The organism is Brumimicrobium sp. (genome assembly GCF_048268645.1).
GTDB lineage: Bacteria > Bacteroidota > Bacteroidia > Flavobacteriales_D > Crocinitomicaceae > Brumimicrobium > Brumimicrobium ulvae.
The window spans coordinates 49,484-66,113 of the sequence record NZ_JBLWVE010000007.1 but is presented as its reverse complement, the minus strand read 5'-3'; the positions used below and the strand labels follow the sequence as shown (position 1 = coordinate 66,113).

General features: G+C 35.9%; 15 protein-coding genes and 1 tRNA gene. 10 read left to right on the top strand and 6 right to left on the bottom strand.

Annotated features, from left to right (window positions below):
* Positions 1-10 precede the first annotated feature (10 nt).
* The 3 genes from ACN0U3_RS07470 to ACN0U3_RS07460 all read left to right on the top strand — a co-directional run bounded on the left by ACN0U3_RS07470 (position 11) and on the right by ACN0U3_RS07460 (position 3,017).
* A complete protein-coding gene (locus tag ACN0U3_RS07470) occupies positions 11-733 on the top strand; it encodes a porin family protein (protein WP_299205280.1) in 723 nt (240 codons plus the stop codon).
* Positions 733-2,289, top strand: coding sequence for an NAD(P)/FAD-dependent oxidoreductase (locus tag ACN0U3_RS07465; protein WP_417265712.1), 1,557 nt, complete (start codon positions 733-735; stop codon positions 2,287-2,289). Before ACN0U3_RS07470 ends, ACN0U3_RS07465 begins: the two co-directional genes overlap by 1 nt.
* A gap of 113 nt (positions 2,290-2,402) precedes the next feature.
* Positions 2,403-3,017, top strand: coding sequence for a class I SAM-dependent methyltransferase (locus ACN0U3_RS07460; protein WP_417265711.1), 615 nt, complete (start codon positions 2,403-2,405; stop codon positions 3,015-3,017).
* 1 nt (position 3,018) lies between these two features.
* Here the strand turns inward: ACN0U3_RS07460 and ACN0U3_RS07455 are convergent, their stop codons facing one another.
* Complete coding sequence (locus ACN0U3_RS07455; protein WP_417265710.1) at positions 3,019-3,741, bottom strand: TrmH family RNA methyltransferase; 723 nt, start codon at positions 3,739-3,741, stop codon at positions 3,019-3,021.
* 218 nt (positions 3,742-3,959) lie between these two features.
* Between ACN0U3_RS07455 and ACN0U3_RS07450 the strand changes: the two genes are divergently transcribed.
* The 7 genes from ACN0U3_RS07450 to ACN0U3_RS07420 all read left to right on the top strand — a co-directional run bounded on the left by ACN0U3_RS07450 (position 3,960) and on the right by ACN0U3_RS07420 (position 12,923).
* Positions 3,960-4,032: transfer RNA gene (locus tag ACN0U3_RS07450), tRNA-Ala, on the top strand.
* A gap of 164 nt (positions 4,033-4,196) precedes the next feature.
* Positions 4,197-6,860 (top strand): BamA/TamA family outer membrane protein, encoded by a 2,664-nt coding sequence (locus ACN0U3_RS07445; protein ID WP_417265709.1) that lies wholly within the window; start codon positions 4,197-4,199, stop codon positions 6,858-6,860.
* 213 nt (positions 6,861-7,073) lie between these two features.
* The gene (locus ACN0U3_RS07440; RefSeq protein ID WP_417265708.1) at positions 7,074-7,676 is read left to right on the top strand and encodes a DUF4494 domain-containing protein; all 603 of its coding nucleotides are present in this window, start codon (positions 7,074-7,076) and stop codon (positions 7,674-7,676) included.
* Between the two features lie 5 nt (positions 7,677-7,681).
* Positions 7,682-8,341: a pyridoxamine 5'-phosphate oxidase gene (gene pdxH, locus ACN0U3_RS07435; protein ID WP_417265707.1), complete on the top strand. Its 660-nt coding sequence runs from the start codon at positions 7,682-7,684 to the stop codon at positions 8,339-8,341.
* Between the two features lie 10 nt (positions 8,342-8,351).
* Positions 8,352-9,602: a M16 family metallopeptidase gene (locus ACN0U3_RS07430; protein ID WP_417265706.1), complete on the top strand. Its 1,251-nt coding sequence runs from the start codon at positions 8,352-8,354 to the stop codon at positions 9,600-9,602.
* Positions 9,603-9,669: 67 nt separating this feature from the next.
* Positions 9,670-11,208: a sensor histidine kinase gene (locus tag ACN0U3_RS07425; protein ID WP_417265705.1), complete on the top strand. Its 1,539-nt coding sequence runs from the start codon at positions 9,670-9,672 to the stop codon at positions 11,206-11,208.
* Positions 11,209-11,396: 188 nt separating this feature from the next.
* On the top strand, positions 11,397-12,923 hold the full coding sequence (locus ACN0U3_RS07420; protein WP_417265704.1) for a histidine kinase dimerization/phosphoacceptor domain -containing protein: 1,527 nt from the start codon (positions 11,397-11,399) through the stop codon (positions 12,921-12,923).
* Here the strand turns inward: ACN0U3_RS07420 and ACN0U3_RS07415 are convergent, their stop codons facing one another.
* Genes ACN0U3_RS07415 through ACN0U3_RS07395 form a run of 5 tightly spaced genes read right to left on the bottom strand, consistent with a single transcriptional unit; the run spans position 12,924 to position 16,572 of the window.
* Positions 12,924-14,315, bottom strand: a complete 1,392-nt coding sequence (locus tag ACN0U3_RS07415; protein ID WP_417265703.1) for a hypothetical protein — start codon at positions 14,313-14,315, stop codon at positions 12,924-12,926. It lies immediately after the preceding gene.
* A 28-nt stretch (positions 14,316-14,343) separates the two neighbouring features.
* Positions 14,344-14,757: a DUF6691 family protein gene (locus ACN0U3_RS07410; RefSeq protein ID WP_417265702.1), complete on the bottom strand. Its 414-nt coding sequence runs from the start codon at positions 14,755-14,757 to the stop codon at positions 14,344-14,346.
* 17 nt (positions 14,758-14,774) lie between these two features.
* A complete protein-coding gene (locus ACN0U3_RS07405; RefSeq protein WP_417265701.1) occupies positions 14,775-15,335 on the bottom strand; it encodes a YeeE/YedE family protein in 561 nt (186 codons plus the stop codon).
* 6 nt (positions 15,336-15,341) lie between these two features.
* The gene (locus ACN0U3_RS07400; protein WP_417265700.1) at positions 15,342-16,175 is read right to left on the bottom strand and encodes a universal stress protein; all 834 of its coding nucleotides are present in this window, start codon (positions 16,173-16,175) and stop codon (positions 15,342-15,344) included.
* The gene (locus tag ACN0U3_RS07395; RefSeq protein ID WP_417265699.1) at positions 16,165-16,572 is read right to left on the bottom strand and encodes a rhodanese-like domain-containing protein; all 408 of its coding nucleotides are present in this window, start codon (positions 16,570-16,572) and stop codon (positions 16,165-16,167) included. The genes ACN0U3_RS07400 and ACN0U3_RS07395 overlap by 11 nt, the downstream gene beginning before the upstream one ends.
* Between the last annotated feature and the right edge of the window lie 58 nt (positions 16,573-16,630).

Below are 16,630 nucleotides of genomic sequence, written 5' to 3'. Positions count from 1 at the left end.
ATAAGTCAGAGTGAGAAAACTTGTTCCTATATTCGTTTTTATGGTCCTAATGTCAAGCATTGGGTATGCGCAACGTTCTCCAGTAACTCAGAACTATAGAAAGTTTGACCGTAAGCTTGTGCATTTTGGATTCATGTTGGGCGTAAATACTTCTGACTTTTCAGTACAGTATAAACCCAATATGCTAAATGATTACAATGTTTATTCAATTAGCAATAAAAGTCAACCTGGTTTTCAATTGGGAATCATTAGTTCACTAAAATTAGGTACCCCATTACTGCGTTTACGTTTTATTCCTTCCTTGTCCTTTCAAGAACGTGTGCTGAATTACACGTTTCTTTCTGAAGATCAAGACAAGGATTTTGACACCTATGAGGAACGTGTGGGGTCAACAAACCTCGACTTCCCTTTGTTGTTGAAGTTTAGAACTGCACGTTACAATAACTTTGCTGCATATATCATCGGTGGAGCGCAATATACACTCGACTTACAGTCTAAAGAGAAGTCTGCACAAAAGTATGGCGACCCTTTTATTAAAATTTATAGAGACGATTTCCAAGCCCAAATTGGGGCAGGAGCAGATTTCTTTTTACCTTTCTTTAAATTCGGAATTGAAATAAAGCTTTCACACGGAATAAAGAATGCATTAATCCAAGATAACACGCGACTTTCAAACCCAGTGAATGCACTGTATAATCGTGTGTGGTGGATTTCCTTAACTTTTGAAGGATAATGGAAAATATGGTTCAGATTCAGGTTTTGCCTGAACAATTGCACGATGAGGAATTCATCCTGAAAACGGCAAACAAGAAAAATAGAGGAAACAAAGAGGATTTTCCTTACTTCTATATTAGGAAACGTTCAATTGATGCCCGAAAAAAACCTGTAAAATATAACCTTCAAGTTGTATTGTCTCTTGAAAAACCAGAGTTGTCCGTCCCTTTTATTGCGTATGGAAATGTAGCTGATAAACCGTCGATTCATATTATTGGAGCGGGTCCAGCTGGATTATATGCTGCGCTTGAAGCCATTGAGTTAGGTTACAAGCCAGTGGTCTATGAACGGGGTAAAGATGTACGTGAACGCAGAAGAGATTTGGCTGCAATCAACAAAGAACATATTGTTAATCCTGAATCTAACTATTGCTATGGTGAAGGAGGGGCAGGAACTTATTCTGACGGTAAACTATATACCCGTTCGAAAAAGAGGGGGAATGTGTTGAAAGTCCTTGAACTTTTTGTGCAATTCGGATCTCCGTATGATATTTTGGTGGATGCCCATCCGCACATTGGAACCAATAAGTTGCCGAAAATTATCACAGCAATGCGAGAGCAAATCATTGCTTCTGGTGGTGAAGTTCATTTCAATACAAAGGTTACTGATTTCTTTATCGAAAATAAAAAGATTGTTGGGCTAGAACTAGATCATGAAAACAAAGTTGATGTTGAACATGTTGTGCTTGCCACAGGACATTCTGCCCGTGATATATTTGATTTGCTAAAATCGAAAAATGTCAAGATGGAGGCCAAAGGTTTTGCCTTGGGGGTGCGCATAGAGCATCCTCAAGAGTTGATTGATAAAATCCAATACCACGGTCGTGTGAATGATGAGTTTTTGCCGCCTGCAACTTATAGCTTGGTGACGCAGGTCAAAGATACTGGAGTTTACTCGTTTTGTATGTGTCCAGGAGGAATTGTAGCCCCTTGCGCAACTTCTCCAGGAGAAGTAGTAACCAATGGTTGGTCTCCCTCAAAAAGAAATAACCCTTATTCAAACTCAGGAATAGTCGTAGAAGTGGACCCAAAACTTTTACCGAACTATAGTCCAGATAATCCTTTTGTAGGTTTAGAGTTTCAAGCATCTGTTGAAAAAGCATGTTGGATAGCAGGAGGAAAGACTCAAGCTGTTCCAGCTCAGCGAATGTTGGATTTTGTGAACCGAAGAGTTTCAAAGGACCTTCCAAAAAGTAGTCATCAACCAGGTATGGTGAGTGTCGATTTGAATAAAGTTTTACCACCATTTATTGCGAATGCCTTGCGTAAAGCGTTTAAAGATTTCGGGAAGAAAATGGAAGGTTACTTGACCAATGATGCTGTTTTAATGGCGCCAGAATCCAGAACTTCTTCACCTGTTTCTATTCCAAGAGATCCTGAAACCTTGCAGCATGTTGAAATTGCAGGACTATATCCATGTGGAGAGGGAGCAGGGTATGCAGGAGGTATTGCTTCCGCTGCGGTAGATGGTGTAAATTGTGTTCAAGCCATTGTAAAGTCAATCGAGAAAGCTTAAACTTCCTTCTTACGTGATCTATTAAAACTTCAATTTAAGTTGTACATAACTTATGTTACATTTTATTCGTTCTTTAGCCAGTATCTTTGGAGGTGAATTAAAGAGAGAAAGCAATGAAGAATTTTTGGAATGAAAGGTATTCATCGATTGAATTTGCATACGGTGAAGAACCGAATGAATATTTTAAAGAACAACTGTCCAAATTAGAACCCGGACGAATTTTACTTCCAGGAGATGGAGAAGGACGTAATGGAATTTGTGCCGCAAAACAAGGTTGGGACGTAGAAGCTTTTGACATCAGTAGTGAAGGCAAGAAAAAAGCAGATCAACTTGCAGAAAAGTACAATCTGAATATTAATTATCAAGTGGGTGGGTTAGAAGATTTAGAATACGAAGCGAATTCTTTTGATGCAATAGCATTGATATTTACTCATTTTGACACCGAAGTTCGTGCACAGTACAGAAAGAAATTTATAGAACTATTGAAGCCAGGTGGAGTCATTATCACAGAGTTATTCAGTACAAAACACCTTGAATACAATACGAAAAATCCAAAAGTAGGAGGACCTAAAAAACTGGATTTACTTGCTTCAATGAAACAAATTAGGGCAGAATATCCGGGAATTGAAATTGTTGAACTTTATCAAATTGAAGCAATATTCAATGAAGGAACTTTTCATGTTGGTAAAGGAGATGTGGTACGTTTTCTGGGTAGAAAACCATTATAAACTACCTTGGTCTAGAAAATTCCGAAAGAAAAACAGAAGTCGCCATAGCTACATTTAGCGATTCTCCTTTTCCAAACTTTGGGATGGTAATTGGGTCTGTTATGAGGGGCAATAAGTCACTACTGATTCCATTGCCCTCATTACCCATGACCAAGATGCCTTTCTTTTGAATGTTTTTTGTGTAAATGTTCTCTCCTTCAAGTAATGAACCAAATAAGGGAAGGTTGGTGTTTTCAAATTCTTCCTTGAGATCAACATATTCAATATTCACATTGAAAATAGCCCCCATAGATGCTTGAACAACTTTTGGATTGTAGCAGTCCACGGTCTCCTTTGAAGCAATGATGTGCTCCACACCAAACCACGAAGCAAGTCGTAAAATTGTCCCCAAATTTCCAGGGTCTTGAATGGTGTCTAGTGCAATATAAAAATCAGGACGAGTAGTGTGCTGCGGGAGGTAAGTACATACAGCTACTTGTTTTTGCGGGTGCTTTAAGGTTGAAATTTGTCCCAAGGCTTTTGTATCAATCTCTTCAAATTCAACATGCTCAGGGAGCTGTTCTTGAACGGATTCTGTTCCGTAAATCTTCTGTAAACAATCAGGAGCGTATTGAATAGCTTCGGTAATCATTTTCGGGCCTTCAATAATGAATTGCTGGTGGAGATCGCGAAATTTCTTTCTGTGAAGGGAACGGATATATTTGATTTGTTCTTTTGAAATCATGTGATTTGTCTTGGCTTGTAAAAATAGAAAATGTTTGTGGATTTTGCGATTTTAATTCGCCAAGCAGCTTATTTATTTAAAGCACAATTACTTTAAATATTTCGACTTCAATAGTGATTAGAAAAAGCAGCGAGAAAGTTTGAAATCTGATCAAAACAATTGCAACATTTAAACTTGTGGCGTAGAATTGAAAAATATATGTAACTTAGTGCTTTATTGGGGCTGGAGCTCAGTTGGCAGAGCGCTTGCATGGCATGCAAGAGGTCCGCGGTTCGATTCCGCGTAGCTCCACTTAGACTATTGCAAGGAAGAGCAGCGGATATAGTCTTTTACACCTCAATCAAGTTTGCTGCATATAACCTATTGCTGGCAGCTTTCTGCCTACCGATCCAAAATTCCTAAAAGATGTTACATAAAGACAATTTATATTCTCTTGATTCGTATTTTTGTTAGTTGTGAAGCAAATATACCGCTATATCATTTTTTTATTATTCACCTGTTTCATTGCAGCGTGTAATATCAAACGTCATGTACCAGATGGTCGTCACCTTTTGGTAGACAATACTGTGCATTTACCCAAAGACACAAGGGTGGATAAGAGTGCCGTTGAAAATGTAATACGTCAGCGTCCAAACCATAGGACTTTAGGATTTAGATTGAAGTTAAGGGCCTTTAACGCTATTGATTCAACAAAAACAGAACAAGACAGAATTGATCGATTAAATCGTTTTAAGAAAAAGAATAATAAACGTTTGGCCCGCCAAAAGAAAATTAATGAAAGACGTATTGAAAAAGCTTTAAAGAAAGGGAAGACCACTTACAGACCTAAAAGAATTGAACTGAAAGACACCTTGGATCCAAGGCATACCTTGCGAGAACGTATTAAATATGACTATGGTGAAGCACCTGTGATTTACGATTCCTCATTGATGGAAACCTCAAAAGACCAGATTAAACTTTTTATGCAAAGAAAAGGGTACTTCAATGCTACGGTAGAAACTAAAACAAAATTCAAAGACAAGAAAAAAACGGTCAAAGTGGATTACACTATTGCTCCAGGTGAACTTTATTTTGTTGATTCTATGTACCTGAGAACGAGTAATAGTTCTGTTAGAGCAAGCTATGAAAAGTATTTAAAAAATGGAGAAAATGTCTTGAAACCTCCGTTTCGTTTTGATTCTGATGCCTTGGCGAAAATGAGGAAATCTATGTCCGACTTCATGAAAAATAACGCACTGTATGGATTCAAAGAAAGTTATGTGAGCTATGAAGTAGATACTTTGTCACCAGGGAAAAACATCCAAATTGCTGTTGATGTATCTAAACGAGTGATTGAAAAAGATGGAAAAGAAATCGTTAAACCTTTTGCTTCAACTAAAGTGAGAAATGTAACCTTCCATTTGCTAGATACCATTACTTATCAAGGAAACTTTAAGCGAGAACAATTGGATCAACGTGGAATCGTTTTGGGACCGTATGAGCAAATCCCAACCTTTGATACCCTGCGTTATGATTGGTATGACGGACGAAATGCTCAATTTCGTACAGCAACTTTCCTCTACAATGGAGAATTAACCACTAAAGCAGAGTTGGTTGAATTTCAGAATTACTTAGAAGAAACAAACTATTACAAAGGAGACTTTCTACCGCAGTCCTATAATCGATTGATGAACCTCAGCATTTTTAAAACGGTGAAACCCGAAATTATAGAAAATGAAGACAACAGTATTGATGTTCATTATTACCTTACCCCATTAGAGCAAAGGACTTTTAGTTTTGAACCTAAAGGAACCCATGCCAACAGTTACTTGGGGGTTTCTACTTCTTTGAATTATACGAATCGTAACCTTTTTAGAAAAGGACAAAAGTTGAAAATTAGTTTTAGTGGTGGTTTTGAATCTCAGCCTGAAATATTTGCCACCAATGATGAATCTACAGTACTTCAAGATGGAACACGTAGTTTTAATACCTTGGAGTTTGGTCCTTCTATTCAATTAGATGTTCCTGGATTATTCCCGATCTCAACCGACCGTCTGTCTAAAAATCAAAACCCAATCACCACTTTTTCGGCAGCCTATAATTTTCAGCAACGACCTGACTTCAAACGGCAGATTATTCAATTAAATTACTTGTGGAAGTTTTATGACATCTTCCGTACTCAAGTATTTACTGTAGGTATTCCTGTAATCGGTGGAATTCAATTTGTACGAATAGGTAAAACAGAAGAGTTTGCACAACGATTAGAAGAACAAAACGATTTGTTTCTAATTAATGCCTACAGTAATCAAGCAGTATACAAAGATGCAGCGGTCACCTACACTTTTACAAATCCAGACCTGAAAGATGGGTTGATCACCTTTAGCTATGGATTTAATTTTGACATGGCGGGAATGATTATTGGGTTAATTACAGACAAGAAAACACCAAACGCTGATGGGTATAAAGAGTTTCTTGGACAAAGGTATTCTCAATTTATTCGATTAGACAATCAGTTTATTTTAAACCACCAATTAAAGAAGCAGTCTTTGCATTATCGTTTGCAAATTGGAGCAGGAGTTCCATTGAAGAACAATGGGCCTAGTTTACCTTTCGATTATAGTTTTTTTGGTGGTGGTTCAAACGATAACAGAGGGTTTAGAGCAAGATCATTAGGACCAGGTGTGTATAAATATTACTTAGATTCTAATCGAACAGTTACCCAAATGGGGGACATGAGGTTGGGCGCTTCTTTTGAATACCGTTTTAGAATCACCAGTCTTTTTGAAGGTGCCTTTTTCGCGGATGCTGGAAATGTTTGGGCTTATAATGAAGACCCGAATCGTCCAGGAGGTCAAATCACTAAAGATTTTTACAAGCAATTAAGCCTTTCTAGTGGAATTGGGTTACGATTAGACTTCTCTTTTTTAATTGTGCGTTTGGATTTGGGTATTCCTTTAAGAAACCCAGCTCTGCCCGATAATGCCAAATGGATTTTCCAAGATCGAAGTCCGTTTATACAAGAAGCAAAAGACGAATGGGGAATTAATCCAGATACTGGAGATTATTACTATAAAGAAAACAATATGTTGCCCAACCCTTTCCAACCGCAATTCCATATTGCCATCGGTTATCCTTTTTAATCAAATCATTTTTTATGCTTTTTCTTGGTCTAGAAAATAGCAATAACCCTCTAAAGTTCTCCATAAACAAGTCTGATTAGCGTCTTGAAAAAAGGACCTTAATAATTAGGTTCAGCTTTCTTAAAAATACCAAAGACTTTATTCGATAAACACTCTAATTTCTGCTAACTTTGTCTGTCTTAAAAATAGACAATAACTCATTAAAATAGAATTATGAATAATTGGTTTACAGTAAAGGTTAAATACACAAAGCAGTTGGAAGACGGAAGGCTTAAGCGTGTTACTGAGCCTTATTTAGTAGATTCTGTTTCTTTTACAGATGCAGAAGCTCGAATTTATGAAGAAGTAGGACAAAGTGTACAAGGTGAGTTTTTGATCACTGGAATCTCTAAAACAGAATACGCTGATATTTTTTATTATGATGATTCGGACGTTTGGTACAAATGTAAATTGACCTATGTTTCTATTGATGGAGATGAAGGAAAAGAAAAGAAAATATCAAATAACTTCTTGGTTACAGCAAGTAACGTAAAAGAAGCATACGATCGTATTCAGGAAAGTTTAAGTGACATGACGGTTACTTTTGAAGTACCTTCGATCATGATTACTCCGATTGTAGAGGTATTGCCTTACAATCCAGATTTGGATGTTGAACTTGGTAGAAGACCTCTTGAAGAAGGGGAAGAACTTGTAAATACTTCTGCTGAGGAGGAATATGAAGAAGACGAAGCACTAGCCGAATCAGAAGATTTAGAAGAAGAAGTTGAATCGAATGAAGATGAAGACAATGTATCTTTTAAAGACGAAACAAACTAAATGAAATGAAAGAGTTTCTTGATATTTTACGCAATGACCATACAGATTTCGATAAGGGAACTTTGGATGATCGTTTAAAAAACATCTCACCCATGGAGCTGTTTAAAAGGTGGTATCAAGAAGCTTTTGAACAGCAGTGCATTTCTCCAAATGCGATGACCGTTAGCACTGTTGGGAAAAACCTTATGCCTTCCTCAAGGGTTGTATACATGAAAGAGCTTTTAGAGGAAGGTTTGGTTTTTTATACCAATTACGAGAGTAAAAAAGGAAAAGACATTGCTGAAAATCCACAAATTTCTGCCATTTTTTATTGGGAATGCTTATCGCGTCAGATTCGTGTGCAAGGAAAGGTGGAAAAAGCACCAGATTTCATGGCCGATGATTATTTTGCATCTCGACCAAGAGGAAGTCAGCTGGGAGCCTGGGCATCCAAACAAAGTGATGTCATTGCAGACCGTGCAGAACTTGAACAAGAGTTAAAGAAAATTGAAAAGCGCTTTGAAAAACAAGAAGTGCCTAGACCTCCTTTTTGGGGAGGATACCTAATACGTCCAACGTATTTAGAGTTTTGGCAAGGACGTCCGAGTCGTTTACATGACCGAATTTGTTTTGAACGAGAAGATGTAAAAAAGGATTCTTGGAAGGTTTCTCGTCGTAATCCTTAATGTTTTTTTCATGAATGTAGAGCCAACAATATATCATTTAGATAACGGAATGCGTGTGGTTTATTTGCACGACCCATCCATTGTTGCCCATCTTGGGGTGATCATACGCGCAGGTTCAAGATTCGAAAATGAAGGAGAGGAAGGATTAGCTCATTTTTTAGAACACTGTATTTTTAAAGGAACAAAAAAGAGAAGGGCTTTTCATGTCTTGTCACGTCTTGATTCTGTTGGTGGAGAACTGAATGCTTATACCACAAAAGAGGAAATTTGTGTGTACAGTTCTTTTACCATTGAACATTTGAAAAGAGCCTCTGATTTATTGGCTGATATCCTTTTTAATTCGACTTTTCCAGAAAAAGAAATCGAAAAAGAAAAGGAAGTCGTTTTGGATGAAATCAACTCCTATTTAGATAGTCCTTCCGACAGGATTTTTGATGATTTTGAATCTTATTTGTTCCCGAACAATCCTTTAGGAAATAATATCTTAGGTACAGTAGCTTCAGTGCAATCTTTTAGCAGAGAAGATTTAGAAAGGTATGTAAAAAGATTCTTCTATCCTGAAAACATGGTGATTTCCTTTGTAGGGAACCTAAAAGCAGAAGCTGTATTAAAGAAACTCAATAAAGATTTTGGTCATTTTTCAAATCAACAAGAATTGATTGCACCGATTCCCCCAGCTCCCCTTCAACCATTTGATGTGGTAAGGGCAGAAGCCAATTATCAATCTCATATTATGATAGGAGGTAGGGCGCCAGGGTATAATCATCCGAATCGTCGGGTATTTACTTTATTGATTAATATTTTAGGCGGTCCAGCTTTGAACTCTCGTTTGGGCTTATCAATCCGTGAAAAATATGGATATACTTATAATATTGATGCGAGCTACACCCCGTTTGAAGAGGTCGGCTATTGGAATGTGTATGCAGGGACAGATCCAAAATATCAAAAAAAGACCATTCGACTGATTAAAAAGGAGATTCAGCGATTTATTGATGAACCACTAACTGAAAATCAATTGAAAAAGGCCAAACAGCAGATGAAAGGTCACTTTGCTTTAGGGATGGACAGTAATTCAGGTGTAATGCTAAATTTTGGAAAAAGTCTGTTGGTGTTTAATGAAATTGATACACTTGCCGAGATTTACGAGGTAATTGAAGGGATAACTCCTGAGGAAATTCAAAGCATAGCAAAAGAGTTTTTACACGAGACTAATATCTCTAGTTTGGTATTTAGTGTGAAAAAAACAGAAACAACAGCGTAATGTTTTTTTATTTTTTTTGTAAATTTATAAAAAACAAAAATTGTATTGTTTTGGGAATCAGTGTTCAATGATAGACGAACGAGAGAAGTTAAATTTAGAAATTCAAGAAACTAGAGCTAAACTGCTGAAGTTAAAAAAAAGAGCGCTTGAGCTCGATCCGAACAACACACCATTTGAGGACAGTTTTTCTAACGTGTTAAGAAATGAAAATTTAGAAAACTATAAGTCTAAATTCATAAAAGGTGATGATCAAATTCAAAGGGCGGAAACATTTTTTAAAGTTGGAAGATGGGCTTATTATTTTGAAACAGAGAGTCTAGTTTGGTCGGAGGAAACCTATAAAATTTTCGAGTTTCCAGAAGATTTCAAAGGAACTGTTCAAGAATATTACTTTACTTGTGTTGATGATAGGAGTATTGCTCGATTGCCAGAGCATATTAACTTTCTAATGAACAGTAAGGAAGATTCTATAATGAATCAAACCATTATTACAGCTGCAGGGAATAAAAAACTGCTGTCTTTTTCTTCTACACCAATTTTGAATGATGAAGGGGAAATCATTGGAGCAAAAGGGTTCGTAAAAGATATATCGGATAAAATTATTGGTAAGAATGGTTTGGATAATTTTTTTAATTTATCACTTGACCTTCATAGTATCATTCACTTAGACCGATACTTTGTTAAACTTAGTCCTGCGTGGACAAAATTGCTAGGGTATTCAGAAAAAGAATTGCTGTCTTCTTCTTTTCTCGAATTTATTCACCCTGATGATATTGAAAGTACTATTGAAGTCATTGAGAAAATAGCCAAAGAAGGATCTGCTGTTCAATTTGAAAACCGCTATCTTAAAAAGTCCGGAGAAATCGTTTACTTGAGTTGGAATTCTCAATTGGATGAAGAAACCCAATTGGCTTATTGTAATGCTACAGATATTACAAAGTCAAAATTAGATAAAGAAGCATTGATTGATGATTTGAATGTGAAGGATTTAATGCTCAGAGAAATTCACCATAGAATTAAAAATAACCTTCAGATTATCTCTAGCTTGTTGTCATTGCAGTCTGGAATGAATAGTGAGGAGGAGCGACTTACAAAGCTGTATTCGGACATGAAACATAGAATTCAATCAATGACAGCTATCCATGAAATGTTTTATCAATCAGAAGAGCTAGATAAAATTGAATTGAGTAAATACTTGAATAGAGTAACTGCAGATTTAGCCATATCTTTTGATTCGGCCGATAATACTTTTGATTATAAAATTGATGTCGATAATGTTTTTGTAAACCTAGATACTTCTATTCCATTAGGCTTATTAATTAATGAAATCATCACGAATTCAATGAAGCATGGAGCAAGTAAAGACGGTGATGTGCATGTTTTTATACGAATGAAAACGCTTGAAGACGGTCGGTTTGAAATTATAATTGGTGATAAAGGAGCCAATAGTTTTGCAAATATCCTACATCAAAAAACTGAAAGTTTAGGGGTTTTACTAATCAATAGTTTAGTTGAACAAATTGACGGTGATATTACTCAATTAGAAAATGTTGAAGGTACAGTTTACCGTTTGACCTTTATTAATAGATTAGGAAGACGATTGTAATTGATTTTTTAGTGAGTTATTGAACTGAGGGCTGTTGTCTGAGTCCTACCTATAAAGAAGTAAAGGGAATATAAAGTTAAATAAAACACTGTTTGGCTAAATAAAATAGTCGAATGATATCACTGTATAATATTGATTATTACTAATTTTAGTATTAATTTAGTTGACATAAATCAAGATACTACTTAATGAAACGCGACCTAGAATCATTACTTCAAGAAATCAAAAATACCAAAGAGCGATTGGCCTTCCTTAAAAGTAAGGCAAGCGAGTTAACTGCTCATATATATGATTCGACAATTACTGGGGTTTACGATAAAGAAAATGGAAGTGATATCGATCAATATACTGTTAGTTTATTAGAGTCAGAAATAAGGGATAGAAACATTGAAGATGAATCTCAAATTGGTATTTGGTCTTATGATTTTGAATCGTTGGATTTATATTGGTCGGAAGAAGTTTATGATATTTATGAGTATGAAGGAGGGTTTGATGGAACGTTAGCTGATTTCTTCATGTCATGTATGGATCCTATTTCTGTTTCTAGATTTAGGGAAAGAGGTGTTCTTTTAAGAACTTCAAAGGACAAACAAATACTAAATCAATTCATTATAACGCCTAAAGGAAATACTAAGTATTTGTCTTTTACCTCTATTCCTATACTCAATAAAAAAGGGGAAATTACTGGTGCGGAAGGCATTGTTACTGATTTGACTGATCGAATTATTGGGAAAAAAGGTTTGGACAATTTTTTTAACTTATCAAGTGATTTACATTGTATTGTACATACCGATCGGTACTTTGTAAAGGTGAGTCCTGCATGGTCTAAACTTCTTGGATATACTGAAAAGGAAATATTATCGAGCTCTTTTTTAGATTTTATACATCCAGATGATGTAGAGAAGTCTACTTTTGATGCCAATGATTTAGATCCTTATGGTATTATGACTTTTGAAAATAGGTATGTAACTAAGTCAGGGGAAATCGTTTATTTAAGTTGGAATTCTCGATTAGACAAAAGCTCTCAACTGGCTTATTGTACAGCACGAGATATAACAGCATCTAAAAAGGTGCAAGAAGATTTATTGAGTGACTTAAGCGAAAAAGAATTACTATTAAAAGAAATTCATCATCGTGTGAAAAACAATTTGCAGATTATTTCAAGTTTACTTTCTTTACAAGCTGGTGCAAATAGACATCAAAAAGAACTCAATAAGTTGTATGAAGACAGTCGCAATAGAATTAAGTCAATGGCGGCTATTCATGAAATGTTTTATCAATCCAAAGAATTAGATAAAATTGAATTTGGAAAATACCTCGATAAATTAATAGGGGATTTATCAAAATCCATTAGTTCTAGTCATAAATCTATTGACTTGTCCCTTAATGTCGAATCTGTTTTTGTTACACTTGATGTAGCTATTCCCCTGGGGCTTATCATTAATGAAATTGTAACTAACGCAATTAAACATGGAGCAGATGAAAACAATGAAGTAAAAATATTTGTTCACTTAGAAGTTGTTGAAGAAGGTCACTTTGAATTGATTATTGGAGACAAAGGATGTCAGGGTCTACAAGATATTCTAAATGAAAAAAGTGAAAGTCTTGGTGTGATGCTAATCAATAGTTTAGTAGAACAAATCAATGGAGAAATAATCCAACTGACGGATTATCCAGGTACTGTTTATAAACTGATCTTCTTTGGACGTATTTAATTAAAACTTGTAATCAATGACAAGATTAAGGTTGATCATATCCACTTTATTGAGTTTCTGTTGGGCTGTCATAACTCCTTGTCCAATCTCTTTTTTATAAGTTGCAATAAAACGTAAGCTTAATCCTTTCATGTATTTTTCAAAATGATATTTGTGTTCAATCAGAAAATGATAATAATTGTCTAGTCCGTATTTATTTAAACGCAAATTATCTATACTCGGCTGATCGATTACTCCTCCACTAATTATTGAAGTATGTTGTTTGTTTTTAGAAAAGTATTCATACCTCAAAACATAAGCATTGAGACCTCCGTATCCTTCAAATAATTCAGTGGTTTGACTGGCGTAAAACTGTTCACGTCCCCATTCTCGAGGGAATAAATACCGTCCTTGATCAGAAATACCTAAATAGTTAAAACTGATTTTATGTTGTTGGATAAATTCCAAGGCAAACTGACCACCAATAGCGAAGGTTGATTCATTTTTCAGCATATAAGCATGAGTTGGGTCATTGTTTCCACCATTGTTTAAAGCAGTTTGATATAAACCTTGAATTCCGAATAATAGTTTTGTAGAGTTGAGTTTTAGCGTGTAATCTGATTGAAGAAAACTGAGGTTAAAGACATTCTCACTCCAGAAGTTCCAAGCTTGGGTTTTCCAATTCTTTTCTTCGTATTGAAATCCTAAAATTCCCGTTCCATGTGTGTTGATGTATCCATGATAATCATTGTTCAGTCCACTAGGATGACGTCCTTGCCCATACACTCCAAAAGAGTTGGACATAGCGTATGTCTCCATTGTTCCACGGACAGCTTCGGAGGCAAACCAAGCGGCAGATATACTTACTTTTTGCAATTGATATTTTGCAGATAAACCATGAAATAAATTGGGACGTAAACGGTTGAAGTTTTTATTTAGGAGTGGTGTTTTATAGGCTTGCCGACCGAGTTTGAAACTAATTCCTTGATGCAGGTAGGAAAGGTAAACTTCATCGAGCCCTCCTAAATTGTATTTGCTTTGTGGGTGCTTAGTGTCGTAAAGTGCTTTTTCATATCGATTTTTGGTCCATTGACCTGTCTCAGAATCGATGAGGTTATATTCTGCTAATCGAAAAGAAAGGAATCCGCCTGTTTTAATTTGAAATCCGTGAAAAATCGGTGTTTCGTATGAAAAAATATTTCCATTGGCTAAAGTAAAAAAGTCATTCCCTTTTCCTTCATTGAGTGTCGACATCAGGTAGGTTCGCGAATGAAAACTTAATTTTCCTTTTTTAATGAAACCAACAAGGGATTTCGAAGTGTCTCTTTGATTCTGTTGTCCATAACCCAAAAAGGTAAAAGTGAACAACAGACTTAATCCAAGGATTAAATTTTGAGGCTTAAAACTTTTCATATTCATCGTATTGTTCACTTTTAAGTAATTAATGAGGAAGTTTGTCTCTAAATGCTCCGTACAAATATGTTCCAAGTAGTGCAAATACGAAGACTACTCCAAATGACATAAATCCATATCCTATATTTACCACCATTGGTCCAGGGCAAGCACCACTAAGTGCCCAGCCAAGTCCGAAAATTGTTCCGCCAATTAAATAACGTGCAATTGATTTATTTTTAGGGTAAAACAGAATAGGGTTTCCTGCCATGTCACGTAACTTAAACTTTTTGATCAGGGCAACGCCTATGATTGAAGTCACTACAGCAACTCCAATAATACCAAACATGTGAAAGGCTTGGAACCTGAACATTTCTTGGATTCTATACCATGAGATGGCTTCAGATTTAGCCATTACAATTCCGAATAGTGTCCCCACTATTAAATACTTTATAAATTTCATCTCTCTCTATATAATTTTTAAAAAATAAGTGGAAATATTCCGAAAGTCATGATGAGTCCACCGATAAAGAACCCTATCACTGCTATTAAGGAAGGCAGCTGAAGGTCAGCTAATCCACTGATGGCATGTCCAGATGTACATCCTCCTGCATAACGTGCACCAAATCCTACCATTAATCCACCAATTGCAAGAATTAAAAATCCTTTAAGTGTAAATAGCGCTTCACTATCAAAAAGTTCTGAAGGCTGAATGGATGTGGGTGCTGCAAAACCTAATGCCTGAAGGTCTTGAATAGTGTTTTCTGAAATGTCTACCACTTGATCAGGCAAGGTAAGGTATTGATTGGTGATGAATCCTCCTAGGATTGCACCTAAAAGAAATACAAGGTTCCAAGTTTGTTTCTTCCAATCAAAATCGAAGAATTTGACTTTTTTTCCTGCCCCACCAATAGAGCATATTGTACGTAGGTTTGCCGAGAATCCAAATGAATTTCCGAAGAACAATAGGCTGAACATAATGCCAGCAAGGATGAGCCCTGAGAACCACCATGGCCAAGGTTGTAATATAAAATCTAACATTTTTTTCTATTTAATTTTGTATGAAATAATGGGTTTGTAAAGGTGGTTGATCAGTGTTTCTGTTGCACTTTTGTGAAAGATTCCACCCTTTCCGTGCGTACCAATACAAATGATGTCCATATCATGAGATTCCATGAAATGATTGATTCCATCTTCAATATTGTGGTCGTGAATGACATGCGTTTCATAACTGACTAAGTCGTTCTTTTGTGCAAACACAGCCATGTTTTCTTTGATTTGATTTTCATCATCGCTTTTTGAAGCAATTTGTAAGAAATGAAGCTTTGTATCAAAAATATCTATGATGCGCTTCATTAGTTTTAAATTTTGAAGTTCATTTTCTTCAAAATTATGAACCAGGAGTATATCTTTTAATTCTAATCCTGAACGGTCGCACATTAAAGTCAATACTGGAATATCTGATTTACGTGCTATTAATTGTGCGTTACTTCCAATAAAGCGTTCTGCCAATCCAGAAGTACCTTTGGTACCTAGTGCAATAAGGTCGAAGTTATTTTCTTCAGCATAGCGAATAATTCCTGTTGTGGTGTGACCAAAAATGAGGTCTGTTTTGACACTCGGATTTTTCTCCTTTAGTTCGGCTAATTTTGATAAAGCCATGCTGCGTTGAACTTCTACGAAATTCACGTCTATTTCTCCACAAGTACTGATGGTATTATCCAAACCTAAAGTCACTGTATCGGGTACATTTAAAATATGTAAGAACGTAACTTCCATATTTGCCTTTTTTGATAGATTGTTGACCATCAGAAAAGCATATTCCGCCTCGATTGAGAAATCAGTAGGAATCAATACCTTGATTTTATTGTTATTTTCCATCTTGTTCCTTTTTTAACTTGTTCAAATGAGATAGGTTGATTGCATTAATGATATTGGTGTAACCGTTGCGTTCTAGAATTTTTTTCGCATTCCCAGATCGCGCACCACTTCTACAGTAAACTACAATTTGTTCTTCCCCATCAAACTTGCTTAGATTTTGTTCTACTTCATTTACAGGAATGTTAACCGCTCCTTCAAACTGACCTGAAGCAAATTCACCGGGTGTACGAACATCAACTATAAAAGCATTTTCAAAATTAATTGTTTCTTTTTGTGAATTGCTTTGCGTTGAGTTTTTAGCAATCGGTGTATCTGTTGTTTGAGAGTTTGAACAACTTGTAAAAACAATAGTTCCTAACATTATTGTTCCTAATCCTAATTGTTTTAAAAAGCTCATTTGATTTTGTTTTGAATCGGGTGTAAATCCGATGGGTTTGTAAAATACAGCGGTTCAA

Coding starts and splice junctions, on each gene's coding strand:
- ACN0U3_RS07465 (WP_417265712.1), top strand. CDS start 733: ATGGAAAATATGGTTCAGATTCAGGTTTTGCCTGAACAATTGCACGAT.
- ACN0U3_RS07460 (WP_417265711.1), top strand. CDS start 2,403: ATGAAGAATTTTTGGAATGAAAGGTATTCATCGATTGAATTTGCATAC.
- ACN0U3_RS07455 (WP_417265710.1), bottom strand. CDS start 3,741: ATGATTTCAAAAGAACAAATCAAATATATCCGTTCCCTTCACAGAAAG.
- ACN0U3_RS07440 (WP_417265708.1), top strand. CDS start 7,074: ATGAATAATTGGTTTACAGTAAAGGTTAAATACACAAAGCAGTTGGAA.
- pdxH (WP_417265707.1), top strand. CDS start 7,682: ATGAAAGAGTTTCTTGATATTTTACGCAATGACCATACAGATTTCGAT.
- ACN0U3_RS07430 (WP_417265706.1), top strand. CDS start 8,352: ATGAATGTAGAGCCAACAATATATCATTTAGATAACGGAATGCGTGTG.
- ACN0U3_RS07425 (WP_417265705.1), top strand. CDS start 9,670: ATGATAGACGAACGAGAGAAGTTAAATTTAGAAATTCAAGAAACTAGA.
- ACN0U3_RS07420 (WP_417265704.1), top strand. CDS start 11,397: ATGAAACGCGACCTAGAATCATTACTTCAAGAAATCAAAAATACCAAA.
- ACN0U3_RS07415 (WP_417265703.1), bottom strand. CDS start 14,315: ATGAAAAGTTTTAAGCCTCAAAATTTAATCCTTGGATTAAGTCTGTTG.
- ACN0U3_RS07410 (WP_417265702.1), bottom strand. CDS start 14,757: ATGAAATTTATAAAGTATTTAATAGTGGGGACACTATTCGGAATTGTA.
- ACN0U3_RS07405 (WP_417265701.1), bottom strand. CDS start 15,335: ATGTTAGATTTTATATTACAACCTTGGCCATGGTGGTTCTCAGGGCTC.
- ACN0U3_RS07400 (WP_417265700.1), bottom strand. CDS start 16,175: ATGGAAAATAACAATAAAATCAAGGTATTGATTCCTACTGATTTCTCA.
- ACN0U3_RS07395 (WP_417265699.1), bottom strand. CDS start 16,572: ATGAGCTTTTTAAAACAATTAGGATTAGGAACAATAATGTTAGGAACT.